The organism is Pseudomonas sp., assembly GCF_035554175.1.
GTDB lineage: Bacteria > Pseudomonadota > Gammaproteobacteria > Pseudomonadales > Pseudomonadaceae > Aquipseudomonas.
This window is the reverse complement of record NZ_DATMIV010000033.1, coordinates 1-18,076: the sequence shown is the minus strand read 5'-3', so window position 1 is coordinate 18,076 and position 18,076 is coordinate 1. Positions and strand designations below refer to the sequence as shown.

Sequence of the window (18,076 nt, the reverse complement as noted above, 5' to 3'; positions counted from 1 at the left end):
TCTTGGAGTGATGTTATGAGTGAACGCCGGGCACTGTTGATTTTGCATGGCAAACAGGCACTCAACGAGGATGTCCGCGCTGCCGTCCAAGCCAGGCGCGAGCAAGGCTGGGAACTGGCCGTCCGGCTCACCTGGGAGGCAGGAGATGCCCAGCGCCTGGTCGAGGAGGCGTTGGCCGCCGGCTACACGAAGATCATTGCCGGCGGCGGCGACGGTACCTTGCGCGATATTGCCGAGGCGCTGGCCAGGCATCCGCACAAAGCCAGCCTGGTTCTGTTGCCACTGGGCACTGCCAACGATTTTTCCCGCGCTGCCGGTATTTCCCTGGAGCCGGCAGAGGCACTCGAGTTGCTGGATGTCGAGCCTGCGCAAATCGATCTGGGCGAAGTGGGCGGGCAGATTTTTCTGAATATGGCCACGGGGGGATTCGGCAGCCAGGTTACCGCCAATACTTCGGAAGACCTGAAGAAGGTCCTGGGCGGAGCCGCCTACCTGTTCACCGGCTTGTCCCGGTTCAGTGAGCTGCATGCCGCCTATGGCGAGTTGCAGGGGCCGGATTTCCATTGGCAGGGTGAGCTGCTGGCACTGGGTATCGGTAATGGTCGGCAAGCCGGTGGCGGACATGTCCTGTGCCCCGAGGCGCGAGTCGACGACGGTTTGCTGGACATCAGCATTTTGCCCGCACCACAGGAGCTGGTCGGTACGCTGAAGAATCTGTTGAGCGAGGGCTTCGGTCTCGACAACATGTTCGTGCGGGCGCGGCTGCCGTGGGTCGAGATCAAGGTGGCTGAAGGCTTGAGCATCAATCTCGACGGCGAGCCGCTGGAAGGCGACAGTTTGCGTTTCGTTGCACGCCCCGCAGCGTTGCAGGTGCATTTGCCGAAGGACTCGCCGTTACTGGCAGCGCAAACGCCGATCAGTCATCAAGGCTGATGATCTGCTCACGGACGGCGAACAGCACCAGACCTGCCACGTCGTAGATTTGCAGGCGTTTCATGATTTGCGCGCGATGGGTTTCCACGGTCTTGACGCTCAGGCCCAGGCCGTTGGCAATTTCGCGGGTGGACTTGCCTCGCACGATCAACCTGAGGATTTCCAGCTGGCGCGCCGTCAGGTTGTGCTGGTCAGCCACTTCCGGCTGGTTTTTCTGGTTACGGGTCAACGCCTGGTTGATCACGGTATGGGCGATGGCCGGGCTCAAGTAGCGCTCGTTGTTGCGCAGCGCGTCCAGCGCGTGCTCGAGCTCAGTGGCCGTGGTGTCTTTGAGCAGGTAGCCATGAGCGCCGGATTCCAGCGCCTGCATGATCAGCGCGGGGTCGGTGTGCATTGACAGAATCAACACTTTGCTTTGCGGACGGATGCGCTTGAGACGTTGCAGAGCCTCTAAGCCACCGGTTTCTCTCATCGAGATATCCAGCAGCACGATATCGGGGCTCAGTTGTTCGACCATTTCGAGCAACTGCGAGCCATCGCTGGCTTCGCCGACGACCGCGTAGCCGGGGATATCCAGTACCAGAGCGCGTACGCCGGCTCTGATCAGCGAGTGGTCATCCACCAGAAGTAAGTTACAAGTCAACGCATAACCTTATTCGTACTGGCCCGCTCGAGTGCCCGAGGCGCCCAGGGGAAAAGTGCTTCGATTCGGGTGCCTGCGCCCGGCTCGCTGATCACGCTCAGTGTGCCGCCCAGTTGTTCGATCCGCTCGGCCATCCCGGCCATGCCGCGTTGGCCTTCTCTGGCCGGATCCGCGGCCGGGGCGAAACCGCGACCGTCATCGCTGATCAGCAGGGTCAAACCTTGCGGCAGACGCTGTACCCGAATCAACAGGTTTTTCGCCTGAGCGTGGCGCAAGATGTTGGTCACGGCTTCCTGCGCGATGCGAAACGCCGCGACTGCCATTTCCTCGGGGATGCCGTTGAGTCGTTGCTGGCAGTCAAGGCTCCAGTTGACCGCAGTATTGGCCAGAGTCTTGAGCAAGTGTGCACGCAGGCTCGCTTCCAGGCCGAGACTGGTCAATTGACGCGGATTGAGGATGGCCGACACGTCACGCACTTTGGTGAGGGTTTCCTCCAGCGTGTCGCAAAGCGTCGTGCATTGTTCCTGCAAATCTTCCGGCAAGCGACGCTTGAGCCATTCGCTCTGCAGTTTGGCGGCAGTGAGCAATTGGCCGATATCGTCATGCAATTCACGGCTGAGGCGGTGACGTTCGTTTTCCTGAACCTGCAACAGTCGGTCCGCCAGTTCTTGCGGCTGAAACTTGATCGACTTGCGCGATAACCGGTATTGCACCCATACGCAGGCAGTGGCGGCTATGTCCAGTACCAGCAGGCCCAGCGGAACCCGGGTCGAAAAAACATAGGCCAGCAGACTGCCAAGGGTCGCTAGAACACACAGTACAAGCGTGCAGCGCCGGGCATTTTCCCGGGAGGGTGGCCATGTGGTGAGTGACTTGAGACTGGCGTACATAACGGATGGAGCCAATGAAGGTTCGCTGCGGGCAGACCGGCCGGTGACAGGCGGATCTCTGTCTGAAAAATACTGTCAATTATGTTATTGATTCAAACCGGGTTCGATAAGCGTTCACTCAATCGCAACAACTTCTGAATCAAACACTGAAATCACTGTGCCATTAACTGGCAGGCAACTAACCGGCGGCATAATACCACTTAACATACCGCTGGTCGCGCTTGCCGGGCAGTCCCTTCAGTCAGGAAATACGGGATCGTGGACGCAAGTTCCATATTGGAAAAAGTTGAATTCGTTGTTTGGCTTACGTTTAGCATGCCTGGAAGTGTCGCCTGCGGCACACAGGGAAAACCCTGATGACGACGCCGCAAATTTAACCGTTGGTCGCGCTGCTTATTTGAGCTGGCTTGTCGCTGGCAGGTACGAACTATTCAATAACGACAGCACCGCGCCTCTCAACTCAGGCTTGGCGCGCGGTAAAGGAGAGAGCGGGCAAACGTTTGCTTGGCATCACCGGCTCAACCGGGCTATGGCCCATTTGTGCCGCGAATGCTTCGAGCAGCGCGACCTGTTCGCTGTCATCAAGGCCCAGCTGCCCGGTTTTATGATCGACCAGCTCAAGCTGCCACGCCATCAAGGTGAAGCAGTCTCGCAAGGCATCCAGAGCCTGTTCGTGTAGATCGACTGAATCCTGCGCCAGATTGAGCAGTTCGTAGATATGCAGAGAAAACTCGGAAATCGCTTCAAGTGCCAGCGCTTCGGCCCTGCCTGCCAGCTTGAGCAGCGTGCCAAGCATGCATTCGATGGCATCCTTGTCATTGCTGATCAGTTGCAGATGGCTCAGGCATTCTTCGGACTTCGCGAGGAGGGTTTCGGCCTCGACCAGAAATTCGGGGAAGCGTTGCGCCCAGTCTTTACGGTCGATTGGCATGTTTATCTCCACCACGTCGTGTTGGTTGACGGATGGCCGTGTGTGGCGCCGATCGTGAATCGTCGGCAGATCGCGCCCGGTCGTGCAGGTGCACAGACTGAGGGGTTCCAGAGGGTGGGTTGCCACCGAATTGCGATCGCACACAATAGCCTGACTCCGTTCATGCAATGAGAATGGCGTCACAGTAATGGCTATTGGAAATTGCGAATATCAGGTTGGGCCTGATTGTGGCTAGGGGAATCCCTTAGGCGCGGGAACCTAACGTGCAAACCGAGGTCGCGCCGCATTGAATCTAGCAGATGAAATCACGAACGCCAGTAAAGCATGATGTTAATGTGACATCAATGGGCGTTTGTGGCATTTTTACTGCGCATTCTGCAGCGATCAAGATTGGCGGGATGCGGCCGATAAAACCCCCATAGTGAATTCATCAGTACAAGCCCAGGAGTCATTGATGGCCGGCATTCTCGACACGGTAGACCAACGCACGCAACTGGTGGGTGAGAATCGCCTGGAAATTCTCATGTTTCGTCTGGCCGGACGCCAGCTGTTTGCGATCAACGTGTTCAAGGTTCAGGAAGTGCTGCAATTGCCGAAGCTGACCCTGATGCCTCAGCGCCACCCGTTTGTCTGTGGTGTGGTCAATCTGCGTGGGCAGACGCTGCCGGTGATCGACCTGTCCCAGGCGATTGGCATGCGTCCACTGGTGCCGGGCCCGAACAGTACGATTATCGTCACCGAATACAACCGGTCGGTGCAGGCCTTCCTCGTCGGTGGTGTCGACCGCATCGTCAACATGAACTGGGAAGCCATTCTGCCGCCGCCGACCAGCGCAGGCCGTCAGCATTACCTGACGGCGATCAGCAAGGTCGACGAGCAATTGGTAGAAATCATCGACGTCGAGAAAGTCCTCGCTGAAATCGTCCCGTACAACGCCAAGGTTTCGCGGGAAAAACTCGACGACCCGGTGCTCGAGCGCGCCCGGGGCCGCGAAGTGTTGCTGGTGGACGACTCCAACGTCGCGCTTTCGCAGTTGCGCGATACCCTTGGCCAGCTCGGGGTGAAGATGCACATCGCCAGCGACGGCCTGAAAGCCTTGAACATGCTCAAGGCCTGGGCCGATACCGGCGTCAACATGACCGACAAACTGCTGATGATCTTCACCGACGCGGAAATGCCGGAAATGGATGGCTATCGCCTGACCACCGAGATTCGCAATGACCCGCGCCTGCGCGGCCTGTACGTCGTGTTGCACACCTCGTTGTCGGGCAGTTTCAACGATTCGATGGTGAAGAAGGTAGGCTGCGATAACTTCCTTTCCAAGTTCCAGCCCGACAAACTGGTTGACGTGGTGCGCCAGCGGCTGATGCTTGACGCCGTGCCAGCCTGAAACACGCACGTCTTGCTTCCTGTGGGAGCGAGCCTGCTCGCGAAGAGGCCGGCACATTCACCATCAATGTATCCGAGCCTGCTCTTTCGCGAGCAGGCTCGCTCCCACAGTCGATGTGTTTACACCCCGACGGCTTTGATTCAGCGTTGAAGCTCGTATAGGGTGGCGTTTTTTCATCAGGAAGCTGGCCATGCTGCGTCTGAGCGCGCTTTATCGTTACCCGTTGAAATCCGGCAAAGGCGAAGTGCTGCAAAGCATCGAGCTGGACAAGCTCGGACTGGTGGGTGACCGACGCTGGATGCTGGTGGATGAGGCCAGCGGGCGCTTTCTGACTCAGCGGGCCGAAGCGAAGCTGAGCCAACTGTCGGCGCTTTGGAGTGCCAGCGGTGGTTTGACCCTGAGCACTCCCGGGCAGGGCTCGATCGAGATTCCCTTACCCGCTGCAGACGCCGACCTGCGCGGGGTGACGATCTGGCGCGACACCTTGCGCGTGCCCGACGCCGGTGATGCAGCCGCGCGCTTCGTCAGTGACTTTCTTGGCAAGCCCACGCGGCTGGTGCAAATGCCAGTTGAGCGGGCGCGAACCACGCAATCGGGTTTCGGCAAGGACGACGATCAAGTGGCGTTTGCTGATGGTTACCCGTTGCTGTTGATCGGCGAAGCCTCTCGGTTCGACCTTTCGGAGAAAGTAGGGCGACCGCTGGAGATGCTGCGGTTCCGTCCGAACATGGTCATCGAAGGCAGCGCGGCTTACGCCGAAGACAACTGGAAGCGCATTCGCATCGGCGATATCGAGTTTCGCGTGGTCAAGCCCTGTGCGCGTTGCATCATGACCACCGTCGACCCGCAAACCGGTGAACGCAGTGCCGATCGCGAGCCGTTCGCGACGTTGCAGAAACAGCGCAGCACCGCCGATGGCGCGATGTTCGGACAGAATCTGGTCAACGATGGCAATGGACGCCTTGAGGTCGGCATGCCAGTGGAAATTCTCGAATAGGCTGGCGCTGAAACAAAAATGCCCGTGTCGCTGGACACGGGCATTTTTTTGCGCGGTGAAACTTGCAGGATCAGCCGCGGTATTCGCACAGGTAGGCGGTATCGACGGCGACTTTCAGCTGGAACTTGCTGTTGGCCGGGACGTTGAACTGGCTGCCGGCGGCGAAGGTTTCCCAGTCGCTGCTGTCTGGCAGTTTCACGCTCAGCGCACCGGAAACCACGTGCATGATTTCACGCTGGCTGGTACCGAATTCGTATTCGCCCGGGGCCATGACGCCAATGGTCGCCGGACCTTCAGCGGTGCCAAAGGCGATCGACTTGACGGTGCCGTCGAAGTACTCGTTGACTTTAAACATGGGCGATTCCTCGAAAAGGGCTTAAAAGGGGGGCGGCCAGTATGCACAAGGCTTGCAGCCTCGTCACGCCCCTAAAGCGGCAGCACCAGTGGTAACAATCGCGCCGTATTGCGTGCGTCTTCCAGGGCACGATGTTGTTGCCCGCTGAACTGCATGCCGGCCAGTTGCAACGCGCCATTGAGCCCCAGCGGCCGCTCCAGGCGTCGGGCCTTGGCGAAGCGCTGCTTGAGGTTCATGTGCGGGACTTTACTCAGTCCGCTGTCGATGTGCAGACGCTGCCACTCCTGAACCAGCTGTTTGTGGTCGTAATCGCCCCAGCTGGCCCAGCCTTCGAGTCGGGCCTGATGCTGCGCGAGCCAGCGCTCGAAGGCCGGCCAGACTTCCGTCAGCGGCTGCGCCGAATCGATATTGGCCTGGGTGATGTGCGTCAGCTCGCGGCAGAACGGCGTCAGCAGCGGCCGCCGCGTCGGTCGGACGAAACGCTGGAAGTGATCCTGCTCGCGCCCGGCACGATCGACCAGCGTCGCACCGATCTCGATAATTTCCATTTCCGTGACCGGCCAGCCACCCTCGTCGGTGGTGGCTTCCAGATCTATGACCAGCCAATGGGGCATCGCAGGGTTCCTGATTTGCGCGTTCTGATTTATCAGAGCGTAGTCAAACCCAGCGCTTGTGTGTGGGCGACTACTCGACCTGCAGCAGAACCTGACGATTTTTTACCTGATCGCCGACCTTCACTTGCACCCGTTTGAGCACGCCGTCGATGCCGGCCTTCAGCGGATGCTCCATTTTCATCGCCTCCAGAACCACCAGCAATTGACCTTTGCTGACCGTACTGCCTTCGCTGACCAGCACGTCGACAATGGCACCGTCCATCGGTGCTTTCAGGGTGCCGGAGGCAACGCTGGTCTGACTGCCGATCAGCGCATGAGTTCGATCCTCCAGGCGCAGGCTGCCCGGATGGGTGAACAGCCAGAGCTGCCCGGCTTCCAGACGATAGGCATGGCGCTGGCGCAGACCGTCGATTTGCAGATTCACCGACTGCGCGCTGTGATCGAGGACCTTTACCTCCAGCGCGCGTTCGCCAACCTGCACGACAAACCCGCCGGATTTTGGCGTCAACACCGACAGCGTCCAGTCCTGCTGGTCATGGCCCAGCCGATAGTGCAGCGGCACGCTGGCGTTGTTGCGCCAGCCGCTCAGGGGGGCGCGATGGGGCAGGGCGCTGGCCTGATAGAACAGGATCACGGCAATCGCCAGGTGCTCCGCCGTCGGTACATGGACGCTAAGGCAAGGGTGGCTGGAAAAATGTTGCTGGATGAACGCCGTGCTGAATTGGCCGCTGATGAATTGCGGATGCTGCAGCAGGCCCTCGAGCAGACGTTGATTGCTTTGCACGCCGAGCAGCACTGTGTCCTGCACCGCACGCAACAGCTTGCGTCGCGCCTCCTCGCGGGTGGCGCCGTGGGCGATCAGTTTGCCCAGCATCGGGTCGTAGAACGGACTGATCGACTGGCCTTCAAGCAGGCCGTGATCGATCCGCACGCCTTGCTGCGAGGCAGGTGTCCATGCCGCAACGCGCCCGGTTTGCGGAAGAAACTCTGCAGCCGGATCTTCGGCATACAGGCGCACTTCCATGGCGTGACCGTCAAGGCGGATCTGCTCCTGCGTCAGCGGTAGCTGCTGGCCTTCGGCGACCCGCAATTGCCATGTAACCAGATCCAGTCCAGTGATCATCTCCGTTACCGGGTGTTCCACCTGCAGGCGGGTGTTCATCTCTAAAAAGTAGAACTGCCCGCGCGCGTCGAGCAGAAACTCCACCGTGCCAGCACCAACGTAATTCACCGCGCGCCCGGCCTTGAGCGCCGCTTCGCCCATGGCCTGACGCAGTTCGGCAGTCATCACCGGGCAGGGCGCTTCTTCGATGACTTTCTGATGGCGCCGCTGGATCGAGCAGTCGCGTTCGCCGAGGTAGACAAGATTGCCGTGCTGATCACCGAACAACTGCACCTCGACATGCCGTGGTTCGATCAGGGCTTGTTCGAGGATCAGTTCATCACTGCCGAAACCGTTCAGCGCCTCCGAACGGGCGGTGCGCAGTTGCGCCGGCAGATCGCTGGCGTCGTGCACCAGACGCATGCCGCGACCGCCGCCACCGGCGCTGGCCTTGATCATCAGCGGATAGCCGATGCGCTCGGCTTCGCGCAGCAAAGTGACGTCGTCCTGCGCCGCGCCTTGATAGCCGGCGATGCACGGCACGCCGGCGTCGAGCATGGCGATTTTCGACAGGCGTTTGCTGCCCATCAGTTCGATCGCTTCAACGCCGGGGCCGATGAAGATCAGCCCGGCCTCGGCGCAGGCGCGGGCGAAATCGGCGTTTTCCGAAAGGAAGCCGTAGCCGGGATGAATCGCATCGGCGCCGCTACGGCGGGCGGCATCGAGAATCGCCGGGATGTTCAGGTAGGACTGCTGCACCGGCGCAGGGCCGATGTGTACGGCCTGATCGGCCATTTGCACGTGCAGTGCATCGGCGTCGACCTCGCTGAACACGGCGACGGTGCGATAGCCCAGCGCCTGAGCGGTGCGCTGGATGCGGCAGGCGATTTCACCGCGGTTGGCGATCAGGATTTTGTGGAGGGCTGGCATGATGAGTTTCCTGAAATGATGGCGGTGAATGTGATGGCCTCATCGCGAGCAGGCTCGCTCCCACATTTGGAAGGCATTTCACCCTGTGGGAGCGAGCCTGCTCGCGATGCTTTCAAGAGGCCCACCGAGGTTTGCGTTTCTGCACAAAAGCCAGGGTGCCTTCGATCCCTTCTTCGCCCGTCACCGCTTCGCTGAAGCACTGCGCCGCGTCGTCAAGCAACTCGCTCGACGGCTGCCCGGCACTCGCCAACAGCAATTTCTTGGTCATCGCATTCGCTTCGGGCGCGCAGCGCAGCACCTGTTGCAACGCCTCATCCAGTCGCTCGGCCAGCGTCTGGGCATCCTGCTCAACGAAATGCACCAACCCCAAACGCTGCGCCTCGGCGCCATCGAAACGCGCCGCCGTCAGTGCCAAACGCCGGGTTTCGGTCAGACCTATCCGTTGCACCACGAACGGCGCAATTTGCGCCGGAATCAGGCCGAGGCTGGTTTCCGGCAAACCGAACTGCGCCTGGTGATCGGCCAGCGCGATATCACTGACGCAGGCCAGACCGAAGCCGCCGCCGAGCACGGCGCCTTGCAGCACGCAAATCAGCACTTGCGGCGTCTGCTGGGCTTCTTCCAGCAACGCGCCGAAGGCCCGGTTCAAATCGCGATAAGCGTCCGTGCCCTGCGCCCGGGCGTTGGTCATGTCCTTGATGTCGGCCCCGGCGCAAAAATGCCCACCGGCGCCGCTCAGCACCAAGGCCCGCACCGTGCGGTCAGCGCGCACCGCCGCCAGCACTGCGCGCAATTCGGCGACCATGTGCAGGCTCATCGCATTGCGGCTGTCGGGGCGGTTGAGGGTGATGTGCAGCATGCCGCCGTGCAGTGCCAGCAACAGCGTCTGGCAATCGGGCAAACCGCTCATTTCTTTTTCCCCGGCAGAATGCCCATCAGTTTGCAGATGATCCCCAGCATGATTTCGTCGGCGCCGCCGCCAATCGAGACGAGCCGCACATCGCGATAGGCGCGGGCCACCGGGCTGTCCCACATGAAGCCCATGCCACCCCAATATTGCAGGCAACTGTCACTGACTTCGCGACCCAGCCGTCCGGCCTTGAGCTTGGCCATCGAGGCCAGTCGGGTAACGTCCTGGCCTTTGATGTACTGCTCGGTGGCCTGATAGACCAGTGCCCGCAGACATTCGATTTCGGTTTGCAATTCGGCGAGGCGGAAGTGGATCACCTGGTTGTCGATCAGCGCATTGCCGAAGGTCTTGCGCTCCTTGCAGTACTCGATGGTGCTGTCGATGCAGTATTCCAGGCCCTTGATCATGTTCGCTGCGCCGAACAGGCGTTCTTCCTGAAACTGCAGCATCTGCATCATGAACCCGGCGCCTTCATGGCCGATGCGGTTGCGCTGCGGCACGCGCACGTTGTCGAAAAACACCTGTGCGGTTTCCGAGCTGCGCATGCCGAGTTTGTCCAGGTGCGAGCCGAGGCTGATTCCCGGCGCGTTCATCGGCACCATGATCAGTGACTTGTTGATATGCGGCTTGTCGTCCGAAGTGTTGGCCAGCAGGCAGATGAAATCGGCGCTCGGCGAGTTGGTGATCCACATTTTGCTGCCGTTGATCACGTAATCGTCGCCGTCCTTGCGCGCCGTGGTTTTCAGCCCGGCGACATCGGAGCCCGCGCCGACTTCGGAGACGCCGATGCAGCCGACCTGTTCGCCAGTGATCGCCGGGCGGAGGAATTCTTCGCGCAGTTCATCGGAGCCAAAACGGGCCAGCGCCGGCGTGCACATGTCGGTCTGCACGCCGATCGACATCGGAATTCCGCCGCAGGCAATGGTGCCGAATTCCTCGGCAGCGACGATCGAGTAGCTGTAATCGAGGCCCATGCCGCCGAATTTCTCCGGTTTGGAAATGCCCAGCAGGCCCAGCTCGCCAGCCTTGCGAAAAATCTCGTGGATGGGAAAGCGCCCGGCCTTTTCCCACTCATCGACATGCGGGTTGATCTCGTGCGCAACGAACTGCCGGACGGTGCGGCGCAGGGCTTCGTGTTCCGGGGTGAAGATCATTGTTGTTGTTCTCCGTAGGATCCGTGGCGGTCAGAAGCGGCTGACGCCGAAGCTGTTGGGTTGCAGCGTGCGGATGTCGGCCTCGTGGCAGATGTCCAGCAAATAACCGAGCAGGGTGCGGGTGTCACGCGGGTCGATCAGCCCGTCGTCCCACAGGTTGGCGCTGCCGTAGAGCGCGGTGGATTGGCTGTCGAGTTTCTGCGCGGTCATCTGTTCGAGCATGTCGAGCATTTTCGGATCGGGTTCGATGCCGTCCTTGAGATGTTTGGCTTCGGTGACGATACGCAGAACCTTGCCGGCCTGGGCGCCGCCCATCACCGCAGTGCGGCTGTTGGGCCAGGCGAAAATGAAGCGCGGATCGAGACCGCGTCCGCACATTGCATAGTTGCCGGCGCCGTAGGAACCGCCGACGACGATGGTCAGTTTCGCCACCCGCGCATTGGCCACCGCTTGAATCAGTTTCGAACCGTGCTTGATCACCCCTTGCTGCTCCGATTCGGTGCCGACCATGAACCCCGTGGTGTTGTGGAAAAACAGCAGCGGCGTCTGGCTCTGGTCGCACAACTGAATGAATTGCGCGGCCTTGTTCGCGCCATTGGGCGTGATCGGTCCGTTGTTGCCAATGAAGCCGCAGGCCCGGCCCTGGATCTTCAGCTGGCCGCAAATGGTTTGCTGATCGAACTCGCCCTTGAATTCGAGAAAGTCCGATTCATCGGCAATCCGCGCGATGATTTCGCGCACGTCGTAGGGCTTTTTCGGATCGTCCGGGATCAGCCCGAGCAGTTCGTCGATGGGGTAGAGCGGTTCTTTGTATTGCGGCTCCGGCAGCCACGGCAGCTGTTCGTTCCATGGCAGCATGCGCATGATGTCGCGGACCTGACGGATACCGTCGGCATCGTTCTCGGCCAGATATTCAGCGGTGCCGGCAATCTGCGCGTGCATTTCGGCGCCACCCAGCTCTTCATCGGTGGCGACTTCGCCGGTCGCCGCTTTGAGCAGCGGCGGGCCGGCGAGAAACAGTTTGGCCTTGCCGCGCACCACCACCACGTAATCCGAAAGCCCCGGTTGATAGGCGCCACCCGCCGTGGCCGAGCCGTGCACCACGGTGATCTGCGGCAAACCCATCGCCGACATGCGCGCCTGATTGGCGAAACTGCGCGCGCCTTCGACAAAAATCTCTGCCGCGTAGTTGAGGTTGGCGCCACCGCTTTCGGCAAGGGTGATCATCGGCAGTTTGTTTTCCCGAGCGATCTGCTGCAGGCGCAGGGATTTTTTCAGACCGCTGGGCGAGATCGTGCCGCCCTTGATCGCGCTGTTGTTGGCCACCACCATCGCGCGGATGCCGCAGACATAGCCGATACCGGCAATCAGCCCGCCGCCGGCAGCGCTGCCGTCCTTGTCGTCGTGCAATTTGTAGCCAGCGAGACTGGCCAGTTCGAGGAAAGGCGCGCCGGGGTCGAGCAACAGATTCAGACGTTCGCGTGGCAAAAGTTGCCCGCGTTTAGTGAATTTGTCTTTGGCCTCGGCGGCCTTGTTCAGCAGGTTCTGTTCGAGCTGCTGCACCTGCTCGACAGCGGCAAGCATGGCCGCGCGATTGCGTGCAAACGTTTCACTGTGCGGGTCGAGTTGTGACTGAATCTGCGCCATGGCTTATTCCTTGTCCTTGAGGACATCAGGTAGATGTGCGCGATGAAAACCGTTGAAGGACTCACTGTGGCTGGCCTTGTGCAACGGCCAGGCGCGACTGCCAAGGCTGGCGGCGCCGTCGATTTTTACTGTGGTGCCGCTGATAAACGCTGCCGCTGGACTGAGCAGAAACACAATCGCCGCACTGACCTCCGATTCGGTGCCGATGCGCTTGAGCGGTACATGCTCGCGCAGGGTCGGAATCACCGCTCTGAATGCGCCTTCGTAAGTGTCCATGCCACTGGAAGCGATCCATCCCGGCGCTACGGCATTGACGCGCACCCCGGCATAACCCCACTCGAATGCAGCGGTCTTGGTGAAGTTGTCCATCCCCGAACGCGCCGCGCCCGAGTGGCCCATGCCGGGCATGCCGCCCCACATGTCGGCGAGCATGTTGACGATGCTGCCGCCGTGTTTGCTCATCGACTGGTTGAACACTTCGCGCGCCATCAGGAAGCCGCCGACGAGATTGGTTCGCAGCACGGTTTCAAAACCTTTCTGATTGATCGAGGCCAGGGGCGACGGGTACTGGCCGCCGGCGTTGTTGACCAGACCGTGGATCGGCCCGTGTTCAGCAATGAGTTCTTTGACCCGTTGCTTGACCGCTTCTTCATCGCGGATGTCGCAGGCCTTCCAGTGCGCGCGCCCACCGTCCTCGGTGATTTCGGCGGCGACTTTTTCGAGCTTTTCCGGCTTGCGCCCGACCAGTAGCACATTGGCGCCGAGCGCCGCCAGTTCATGGGCAGTGCAACGACCGATGCCGCTGCCGCCGCCGGTGACAATCAGGTTCTGGCCGCTGAACAGATCGGTTCGAAAAATCGACGCATAAGCCATGCTCACTTTCCTCTAATCGAGCTGTTCGGCGATGCTCTGTGGCACCGGAATCTGGATTTCCAGCAGTTGCTGGGCGAAGGCTTTGCCCTGCGGGTCGATGCGCAGACTGGCGACGCCGCCGCCGCCGAGGGCGTTTTCCAGGAGAAAGTTGAGGCTGTGGGTGCCGGGCAAATACCAGCGTTCGACGCGACCCGATAGCGGATCGAGAACGTGGCGCATCCAGTCGACCACCACCGAGGGGGTGAGCGCTTCGGCGATCCATGGCAGGTAGTCGGGGTGGCGCGGCATCACGCCGATATTGCTGTGATTGCCCTTGTCGCCGGAACGCGCCACGGCGAGTTTCACCAGCGGCACGCTGGCATCGGCGCGGCCTTGGGGTTTGGGGGGCTGATGGGCAACCGGCAAGTCGTCACTGTCGAGCGCCAGCAATGCGGGCAGGGCACATGAGTGGCGCTCGCCGGTCATGTTGATTTGCAGGGTGCAGGCGTTTTTATCGATCAGGAAGGAGAACAGGCGGATCACCGGGTACACCGTCGGGCGGCCGCCGACGATGCCGGTCAAGCCCGGCGCCATGCCCGTGGCGGCCTGAGCGATCTCTCTGGAGAACAGCACCAGGGCTCGTTTATCGGGATGGCGCACGGCGATTTTGATCACCACTTCACGGCTGTCGCTGCGCTGACCGTGAGGGCCGTAAGTGGCTTCGCTGCCGAGCAGTTCGACGTGGGTTTCGCTGTAGGGCGCCCAACCGCGCAGGCTGAACATCTCAGCGGTCTTGTCGATGATCGCCTGACTGACGCGGCGCGCCTTGTCCACCGCATCGATGCCGGCCATCAGGCAACTGGCGGTGCAGCGAAAGCCGTCCGGGTACGTCGCGCTGACCTTGTACTTGGCGGTCGGCGGCAGGCCTTTGGCGCCGTGCACGTGGACGATGTTTTTGCCTTGCTGCTGGAGTTTGACCTGAGTGAAATCGCAGATCACGTCGGGCAACAGATAGGCCTGCGGATCGCCGATTTCATAAAGCATCTGTTCGCCTACGGTCAGGGGTGTGACCAGCCCGCCGGAGCCTTCGGGTTTGCTGACGATGAATTGGCCATCGGCACTGACCTCGACGATCGGAAAACCGATGTGCTCGTAATCCGGCACCTCGCGCCAGTCAGTGAAGTTGCCGCCAGTGCATTGCGCGCCGCATTCGATGATGTGCCCGGCGAGCGCGCCCTGGGCCAGTTTGTCGTAGTCGTGCCACGACCAGCCGAACTCATGCACCAGCGCCGCGCTGACCACTGCGCTGTCGACCACGCGGCCAGTAATGACGACGTCGGCGCCCAGCCGCAGGGCTTCGACGATCCCTGGTGCGCCGAGATAAGCGTTGGTCGATACACACGTTGGCGGTAGTGGGGCGCCGCTGAACATTTCGCGGATAGCGGCAGGTTGTTCGAGCTGCCCTTGCAGGTCATCGCCGAGCAGCACGGCGATCTTCAGTTTGACCCCGGCCTCGTCGCAGGCCGATTGCAGGGCGGCGGCGCAGGCCTTTGGATTGATGCCGCCAGCATTGCTGATGACGCGGATATTCTGCTGCGCCAGTTGCTTGAGCAGCGGCGTCAGCACTTCGATGAAGTCGCTGGCGAACCCGGCCTGCGGGTCTTTCAGGCGCGCACCAGCCATGATCGACAGGGTGATCTCGGCCAGATAATCGAACACCAGATAATCCAGGTTTCCTCCCGACACGAGTTGGGCGGCAGCGGTGGAGGTGTCGCCCCAGAAGGCACTGGCGCAGCCGATACGGACGGTGGTTGGCATATTTTTCTCCGACTCCGGGGCCTGCGACAGAAGTCTCGAGGCTACCAAGCAAGCGCTTGGTTTGTAAACAGGCGAAACATTCTTCTGCCCAAGCGCTTGCTTGGTGCCCGCGCGCGGCTTAAATTGCGCGCAACCCTGCGGTTACAGGGGGCAACACACTGATCGACTGTAGGAGAGAACGGGTGGACGAGCAAAAAGCCCTGCGGGTCATGCGCCAACTGGTAGACCAGGGCGAGTTGACCGACCCGGACAGCGCCCGTGGCAAATTGCTGCAAGTGGCCGCTCACCTGTTCCGCAACAAAGGCTATGAGCGCACCACGGTGCGCGATCTGGCCAGCGCCGTGGGCATTCAGTCGGGGAGCATTTTTCATCATTTCAAAAGCAAGGATGAAATCCTCCGCGCGGTGATGGAGGAAACCATCCGTTACAACACCGCCCTGATGCGGGCGGCCTTGGCCGAGGCCGGCGATGTGCGAGAAAAAGTGCTGGCGCTGATTCGTTGCGAGTTGCAATCGATCATGGGCGGCAGCGGTGAGGCGATGGCGGTGCTGGTTTACGAGTGGCGCTCATTGTCCGAAGACGGCCAGGCTAAAGTCCTCGCCCTGCGTGACGTCTATGAGGACATCTGGTTGCAGGTACTGGGCGAGGCCAAGGACGCCGGCTATATTCGCGGCGACGTTTTTATTACCCGACGTTTCCTCACCGGGGCACTGTCCTGGACCACCACCTGGTTCCGTGCCGGCGGCAGTTTGAGCCTCGATCAACTCGCCGATGAAGCGCTGATTCTGGTCCTCGAAGGGCGTTGAGCGACGGTCTGTCCGGCCGGGAAACTGGCTAACTGGGCGAAACCGCCTAGCTTGAATGCATTGATCGTTATTTTTTTCGGGGAGTGGGGTGTTTTGAAGTCTTCGCCAATTCGGACAGCCGCCGGGCTGATGCTCGCTGCGCTGGCTGCGTTATGGGTATTGCCCGCTCAGTCAGCGCAATTGGTCCGGGTGGGCGCTGCGCATTTCCCGCCCTATACGATTCGCCCGGAAAACGGCGCCGACACCGGGCTGTTGCCGCAACTTGTCGAGGCCTTGAACCGCTCGCAAAGCGACTATCAGTTTGTGCTGGTACCGACTTCGATTCCGCGGCGCTTCGGTGATTTCAAACAGGGCCGGATCGACATGGCAATCTTTGAAAATCCCGAGTGGGGCTGGAAAGACATTCCCCACGATGATGTCGACATGGGCCTGGAAGACGCCGAGATCTTTGTCGCCCAGCGCGAAGACGGTCGCCAGCAGAGCTATTTCTCCAGCCTGTCGGGCAAGCGACTGGCGCTGTTCAGCGGCTATCACTACGAATTCGCCAATTTCAACGCCGACCCGAAATTCCTTGTGCACAACTACAACGCCACGCTGACCTATTCCCACGACAGCAACCTGTTGATGGTGCTGCGCGGGCGCGCCGACATTGCGCTGGTGACGCGTTCCTATCTGTTCGATTACCTGTTGCGCAATGAAAAGGTCCGCGATGCACTGCTGGCCTCGGAGCGTGTCGATCAGGTTTATCACCACTACGCGATTCTGCGGCCGAGCGCTGCGATCAGCGGTGAAGCATTCGGCAGGCTGCTGCAAGGTCTGCGCGACAGTGGCGAGCTGCTGAAGATCTTCGAGCCGTACAGGATTGCGGTGCTGCCGGTGCCTCATCCCTGAGGTGCTGTTTTGCTCCTGCGCTTAAATTTCCCCTCTCGGCTCACGTCACTTCGTTGAACTGTCGACGATTATCGTGAGCCCGCCCCATGTCCAATCTGAATGACCTGACTGCCCTCGCTTTGCCCTGCGGCAGTCAATTGATCGCTGATGCTACCGAAAGCCGTCTGAGCCTGAGCCTGGACGGGAAGCCGCTGATTCGTCTGCGCCTGGACCGGGAGGCCAGAGGCCCGATTCGACTCGACGAGCGTTTTGCTTTGCCAACTGGGCAAGCGTTGTGGGCGGCGTGCTATTGGCTGTTTGCCCGTGATCCGGCGTGCCAGCAATTGATCTGGCAACTGGATCTGCCGCCGACCGAGGCCTTGCTCAGCGGTTTGCTGGTAAATGCCGAGGTCGCAGGTGAATACCGTTGCGAGCGCACGTTGTTCTGGCAACTGCCGCAACCGTGGCTCGGTGCGTCCGTAAGCGGCAGTTATCCGCAGCAAATGGTCATCAGCCAGGGTAAGCGCCATCCGCTGCGAGCGCCGAAGCCGCGCGGTGAAGTCTATCGGCGTTTCGATGCGCGCCTTGGCGCGTGGATTTCCTTGCGCACGCTGGAAATCGAAGCAGACCTGGCGCGCTTCAATCGCTGGCAGAACAGCCCGCGCGTGGCCAGTTTCTGGCAGGAGGAGGGCAGCCTTGAACAGCATCGCGAATACCTCACCAGGCTCGGCGCCGATCCGCACACGCTGACCCTCATCGGCTGTTTCGACGATCAGCCGTTTGCCTATTTCGAAGCCTACTGGGCCAAGGAAGATCGCATTGCGCCGTTCTACGATGCCGGCGATTACGACCGTGGCATTCACATGCTGGTTGGCGAGGAAAGTCATCGCGGCCCGCACAGGGTGGCGAGCTGGTTATCGGCGCTGGTGCATTACCTGTTTCTCGATGATCCGCGCACTCAGCGCGTGGTTGCTGAGCCGCGTGCCGATAACGCGAAAATGATCGGCCACATGCAGAATCAGTGTTTCCACTGCGAGAAGGAGTTCGATTTCCCGCACAAGCGTGCGGCGCTGATGATGTTGGGGCGGGAGCGGTTTTTTGATCGGTGCCGGTTGGCCTGATATCGCCTCAAGCAAAAGATCGTCCGATCGCGGCCCGAGCCTTCGGCGGCTCCTACAGAGGAATGCATTCTCATGTAGGAGCTGCCGAAGGCTCGGGCCGCGATCGGACGATC

The 18,076-nt window shown here is 60.7% G+C and carries 17 protein-coding genes; 6 read left to right on the top strand and 11 right to left on the bottom strand.

Features of this window, described 5'->3' with window-relative positions:
- Positions 1–15 precede the first annotated feature (15 nt).
- Complete coding sequence (yegS, locus tag VNV36_RS15885) at positions 16–933, top strand: lipid kinase YegS (protein ID WP_325718588.1); 918 nt, start codon at positions 16–18, stop codon at positions 931–933.
- Here the strand turns inward: yegS and VNV36_RS15880 are convergent.
- The 3 genes from VNV36_RS15880 to VNV36_RS15870 all read right to left on the bottom strand — a co-directional run bounded on the left by VNV36_RS15880 (position 917) and on the right by VNV36_RS15870 (position 3,397).
- Entirely contained in the window at positions 917–1,576 is a 660-nt protein-coding gene (locus tag VNV36_RS15880; RefSeq protein ID WP_325718587.1) for a response regulator, read from the bottom strand. The two genes, yegS and VNV36_RS15880, sit on opposite strands and share 17 nt — an antisense overlap.
- Positions 1,573–2,466, bottom strand: coding sequence for a sensor histidine kinase (locus tag VNV36_RS15875; RefSeq protein ID WP_325718666.1), 894 nt, complete (start codon positions 2,464–2,466; stop codon positions 1,573–1,575). Before VNV36_RS15875 ends, VNV36_RS15880 begins: the two co-directional genes overlap by 4 nt.
- A gap of 460 nt (positions 2,467–2,926) precedes the next feature.
- The gene (locus VNV36_RS15870) at positions 2,927–3,397 is read right to left on the bottom strand and encodes a chemotaxis protein CheA (protein ID WP_325718586.1); all 471 of its coding nucleotides are present in this window, start codon (positions 3,395–3,397) and stop codon (positions 2,927–2,929) included.
- Positions 3,398–3,851: 454 nt separating this feature from the next.
- Here VNV36_RS15870 and VNV36_RS15865 point away from each other — a divergent pair, with 454 nt between their 5' ends.
- Together VNV36_RS15865 and VNV36_RS15860 are read left to right on the top strand one after the other, a co-directional pair.
- Positions 3,852–4,787, top strand: a complete 936-nt coding sequence (locus VNV36_RS15865) for a chemotaxis protein CheV (RefSeq protein ID WP_325718585.1) — start codon at positions 3,852–3,854, stop codon at positions 4,785–4,787.
- A gap of 190 nt (positions 4,788–4,977) precedes the next feature.
- The gene (locus VNV36_RS15860) at positions 4,978–5,784 is read left to right on the top strand and encodes an MOSC domain-containing protein (protein ID WP_325718584.1); all 807 of its coding nucleotides are present in this window, start codon (positions 4,978–4,980) and stop codon (positions 5,782–5,784) included.
- 70 nt (positions 5,785–5,854) lie between these two features.
- Here VNV36_RS15860 and ppnP read toward each other — a convergent pair whose 3' ends face one another.
- The 8 genes from ppnP to VNV36_RS15820 form a co-directional block, all read right to left on the bottom strand.
- Positions 5,855–6,139, bottom strand: a complete 285-nt coding sequence (ppnP, locus tag VNV36_RS15855; RefSeq protein WP_039759849.1) for a pyrimidine/purine nucleoside phosphorylase — start codon at positions 6,137–6,139, stop codon at positions 5,855–5,857.
- Positions 6,140–6,210: 71 nt separating this feature from the next.
- A complete protein-coding gene (locus tag VNV36_RS15850; RefSeq protein WP_325718583.1) occupies positions 6,211–6,753 on the bottom strand; it encodes a 3'-5' exonuclease in 543 nt (180 codons plus the stop codon).
- 70 nt (positions 6,754–6,823) lie between these two features.
- Entirely contained in the window at positions 6,824–8,785 is a 1,962-nt protein-coding gene (locus tag VNV36_RS15845; RefSeq protein ID WP_325718582.1) for an acetyl/propionyl/methylcrotonyl-CoA carboxylase subunit alpha, read from the bottom strand.
- Between the two features lie 112 nt (positions 8,786–8,897).
- Positions 8,898–9,695 (bottom strand): enoyl-CoA hydratase/isomerase family protein, encoded by a 798-nt coding sequence (locus tag VNV36_RS15840; RefSeq protein WP_325718581.1) that lies wholly within the window; start codon positions 9,693–9,695, stop codon positions 8,898–8,900.
- Positions 9,692–10,849 (bottom strand): citronellyl-CoA dehydrogenase, encoded by a 1,158-nt coding sequence (gene atuD, locus VNV36_RS15835; RefSeq protein WP_325718580.1) that lies wholly within the window; start codon positions 10,847–10,849, stop codon positions 9,692–9,694. The genes VNV36_RS15840 and atuD overlap by 4 nt, the downstream gene beginning before the upstream one ends.
- Before the next feature lie 30 nt (positions 10,850–10,879).
- Entirely contained in the window at positions 10,880–12,496 is a 1,617-nt protein-coding gene (gene atuC, locus VNV36_RS15830; RefSeq protein ID WP_325718579.1) for a geranyl-CoA carboxylase subunit beta, read from the bottom strand.
- 3 nt (positions 12,497–12,499) lie between these two features.
- Positions 12,500–13,369, bottom strand: coding sequence for an SDR family oxidoreductase (locus VNV36_RS15825; RefSeq protein WP_325718578.1), 870 nt, complete (start codon positions 13,367–13,369; stop codon positions 12,500–12,502).
- A gap of 12 nt (positions 13,370–13,381) precedes the next feature.
- Positions 13,382–15,166, bottom strand: a complete 1,785-nt coding sequence (locus VNV36_RS15820; RefSeq protein ID WP_325718577.1) for an acyclic terpene utilization AtuA family protein — start codon at positions 15,164–15,166, stop codon at positions 13,382–13,384.
- 182 nt (positions 15,167–15,348) lie between these two features.
- Between VNV36_RS15820 and VNV36_RS15815 the strand changes: the two genes are divergently transcribed.
- The 3 genes from VNV36_RS15815 to VNV36_RS15805 all read left to right on the top strand — a co-directional run bounded on the left by VNV36_RS15815 (position 15,349) and on the right by VNV36_RS15805 (position 17,963).
- Positions 15,349–15,972, top strand: coding sequence for a TetR/AcrR family transcriptional regulator (locus VNV36_RS15815; RefSeq protein WP_325718576.1), 624 nt, complete (start codon positions 15,349–15,351; stop codon positions 15,970–15,972).
- Positions 15,973–16,065: 93 nt separating this feature from the next.
- A complete protein-coding gene (locus tag VNV36_RS15810) occupies positions 16,066–16,863 on the top strand; it encodes a substrate-binding periplasmic protein (RefSeq protein ID WP_325718575.1) in 798 nt (265 codons plus the stop codon).
- Between the two features lie 86 nt (positions 16,864–16,949).
- Positions 16,950–17,963, top strand: coding sequence for a GNAT family N-acetyltransferase (locus VNV36_RS15805; protein ID WP_325718574.1), 1,014 nt, complete (start codon positions 16,950–16,952; stop codon positions 17,961–17,963).
- Positions 17,964–18,076: the final 113 nt, after the last annotated feature.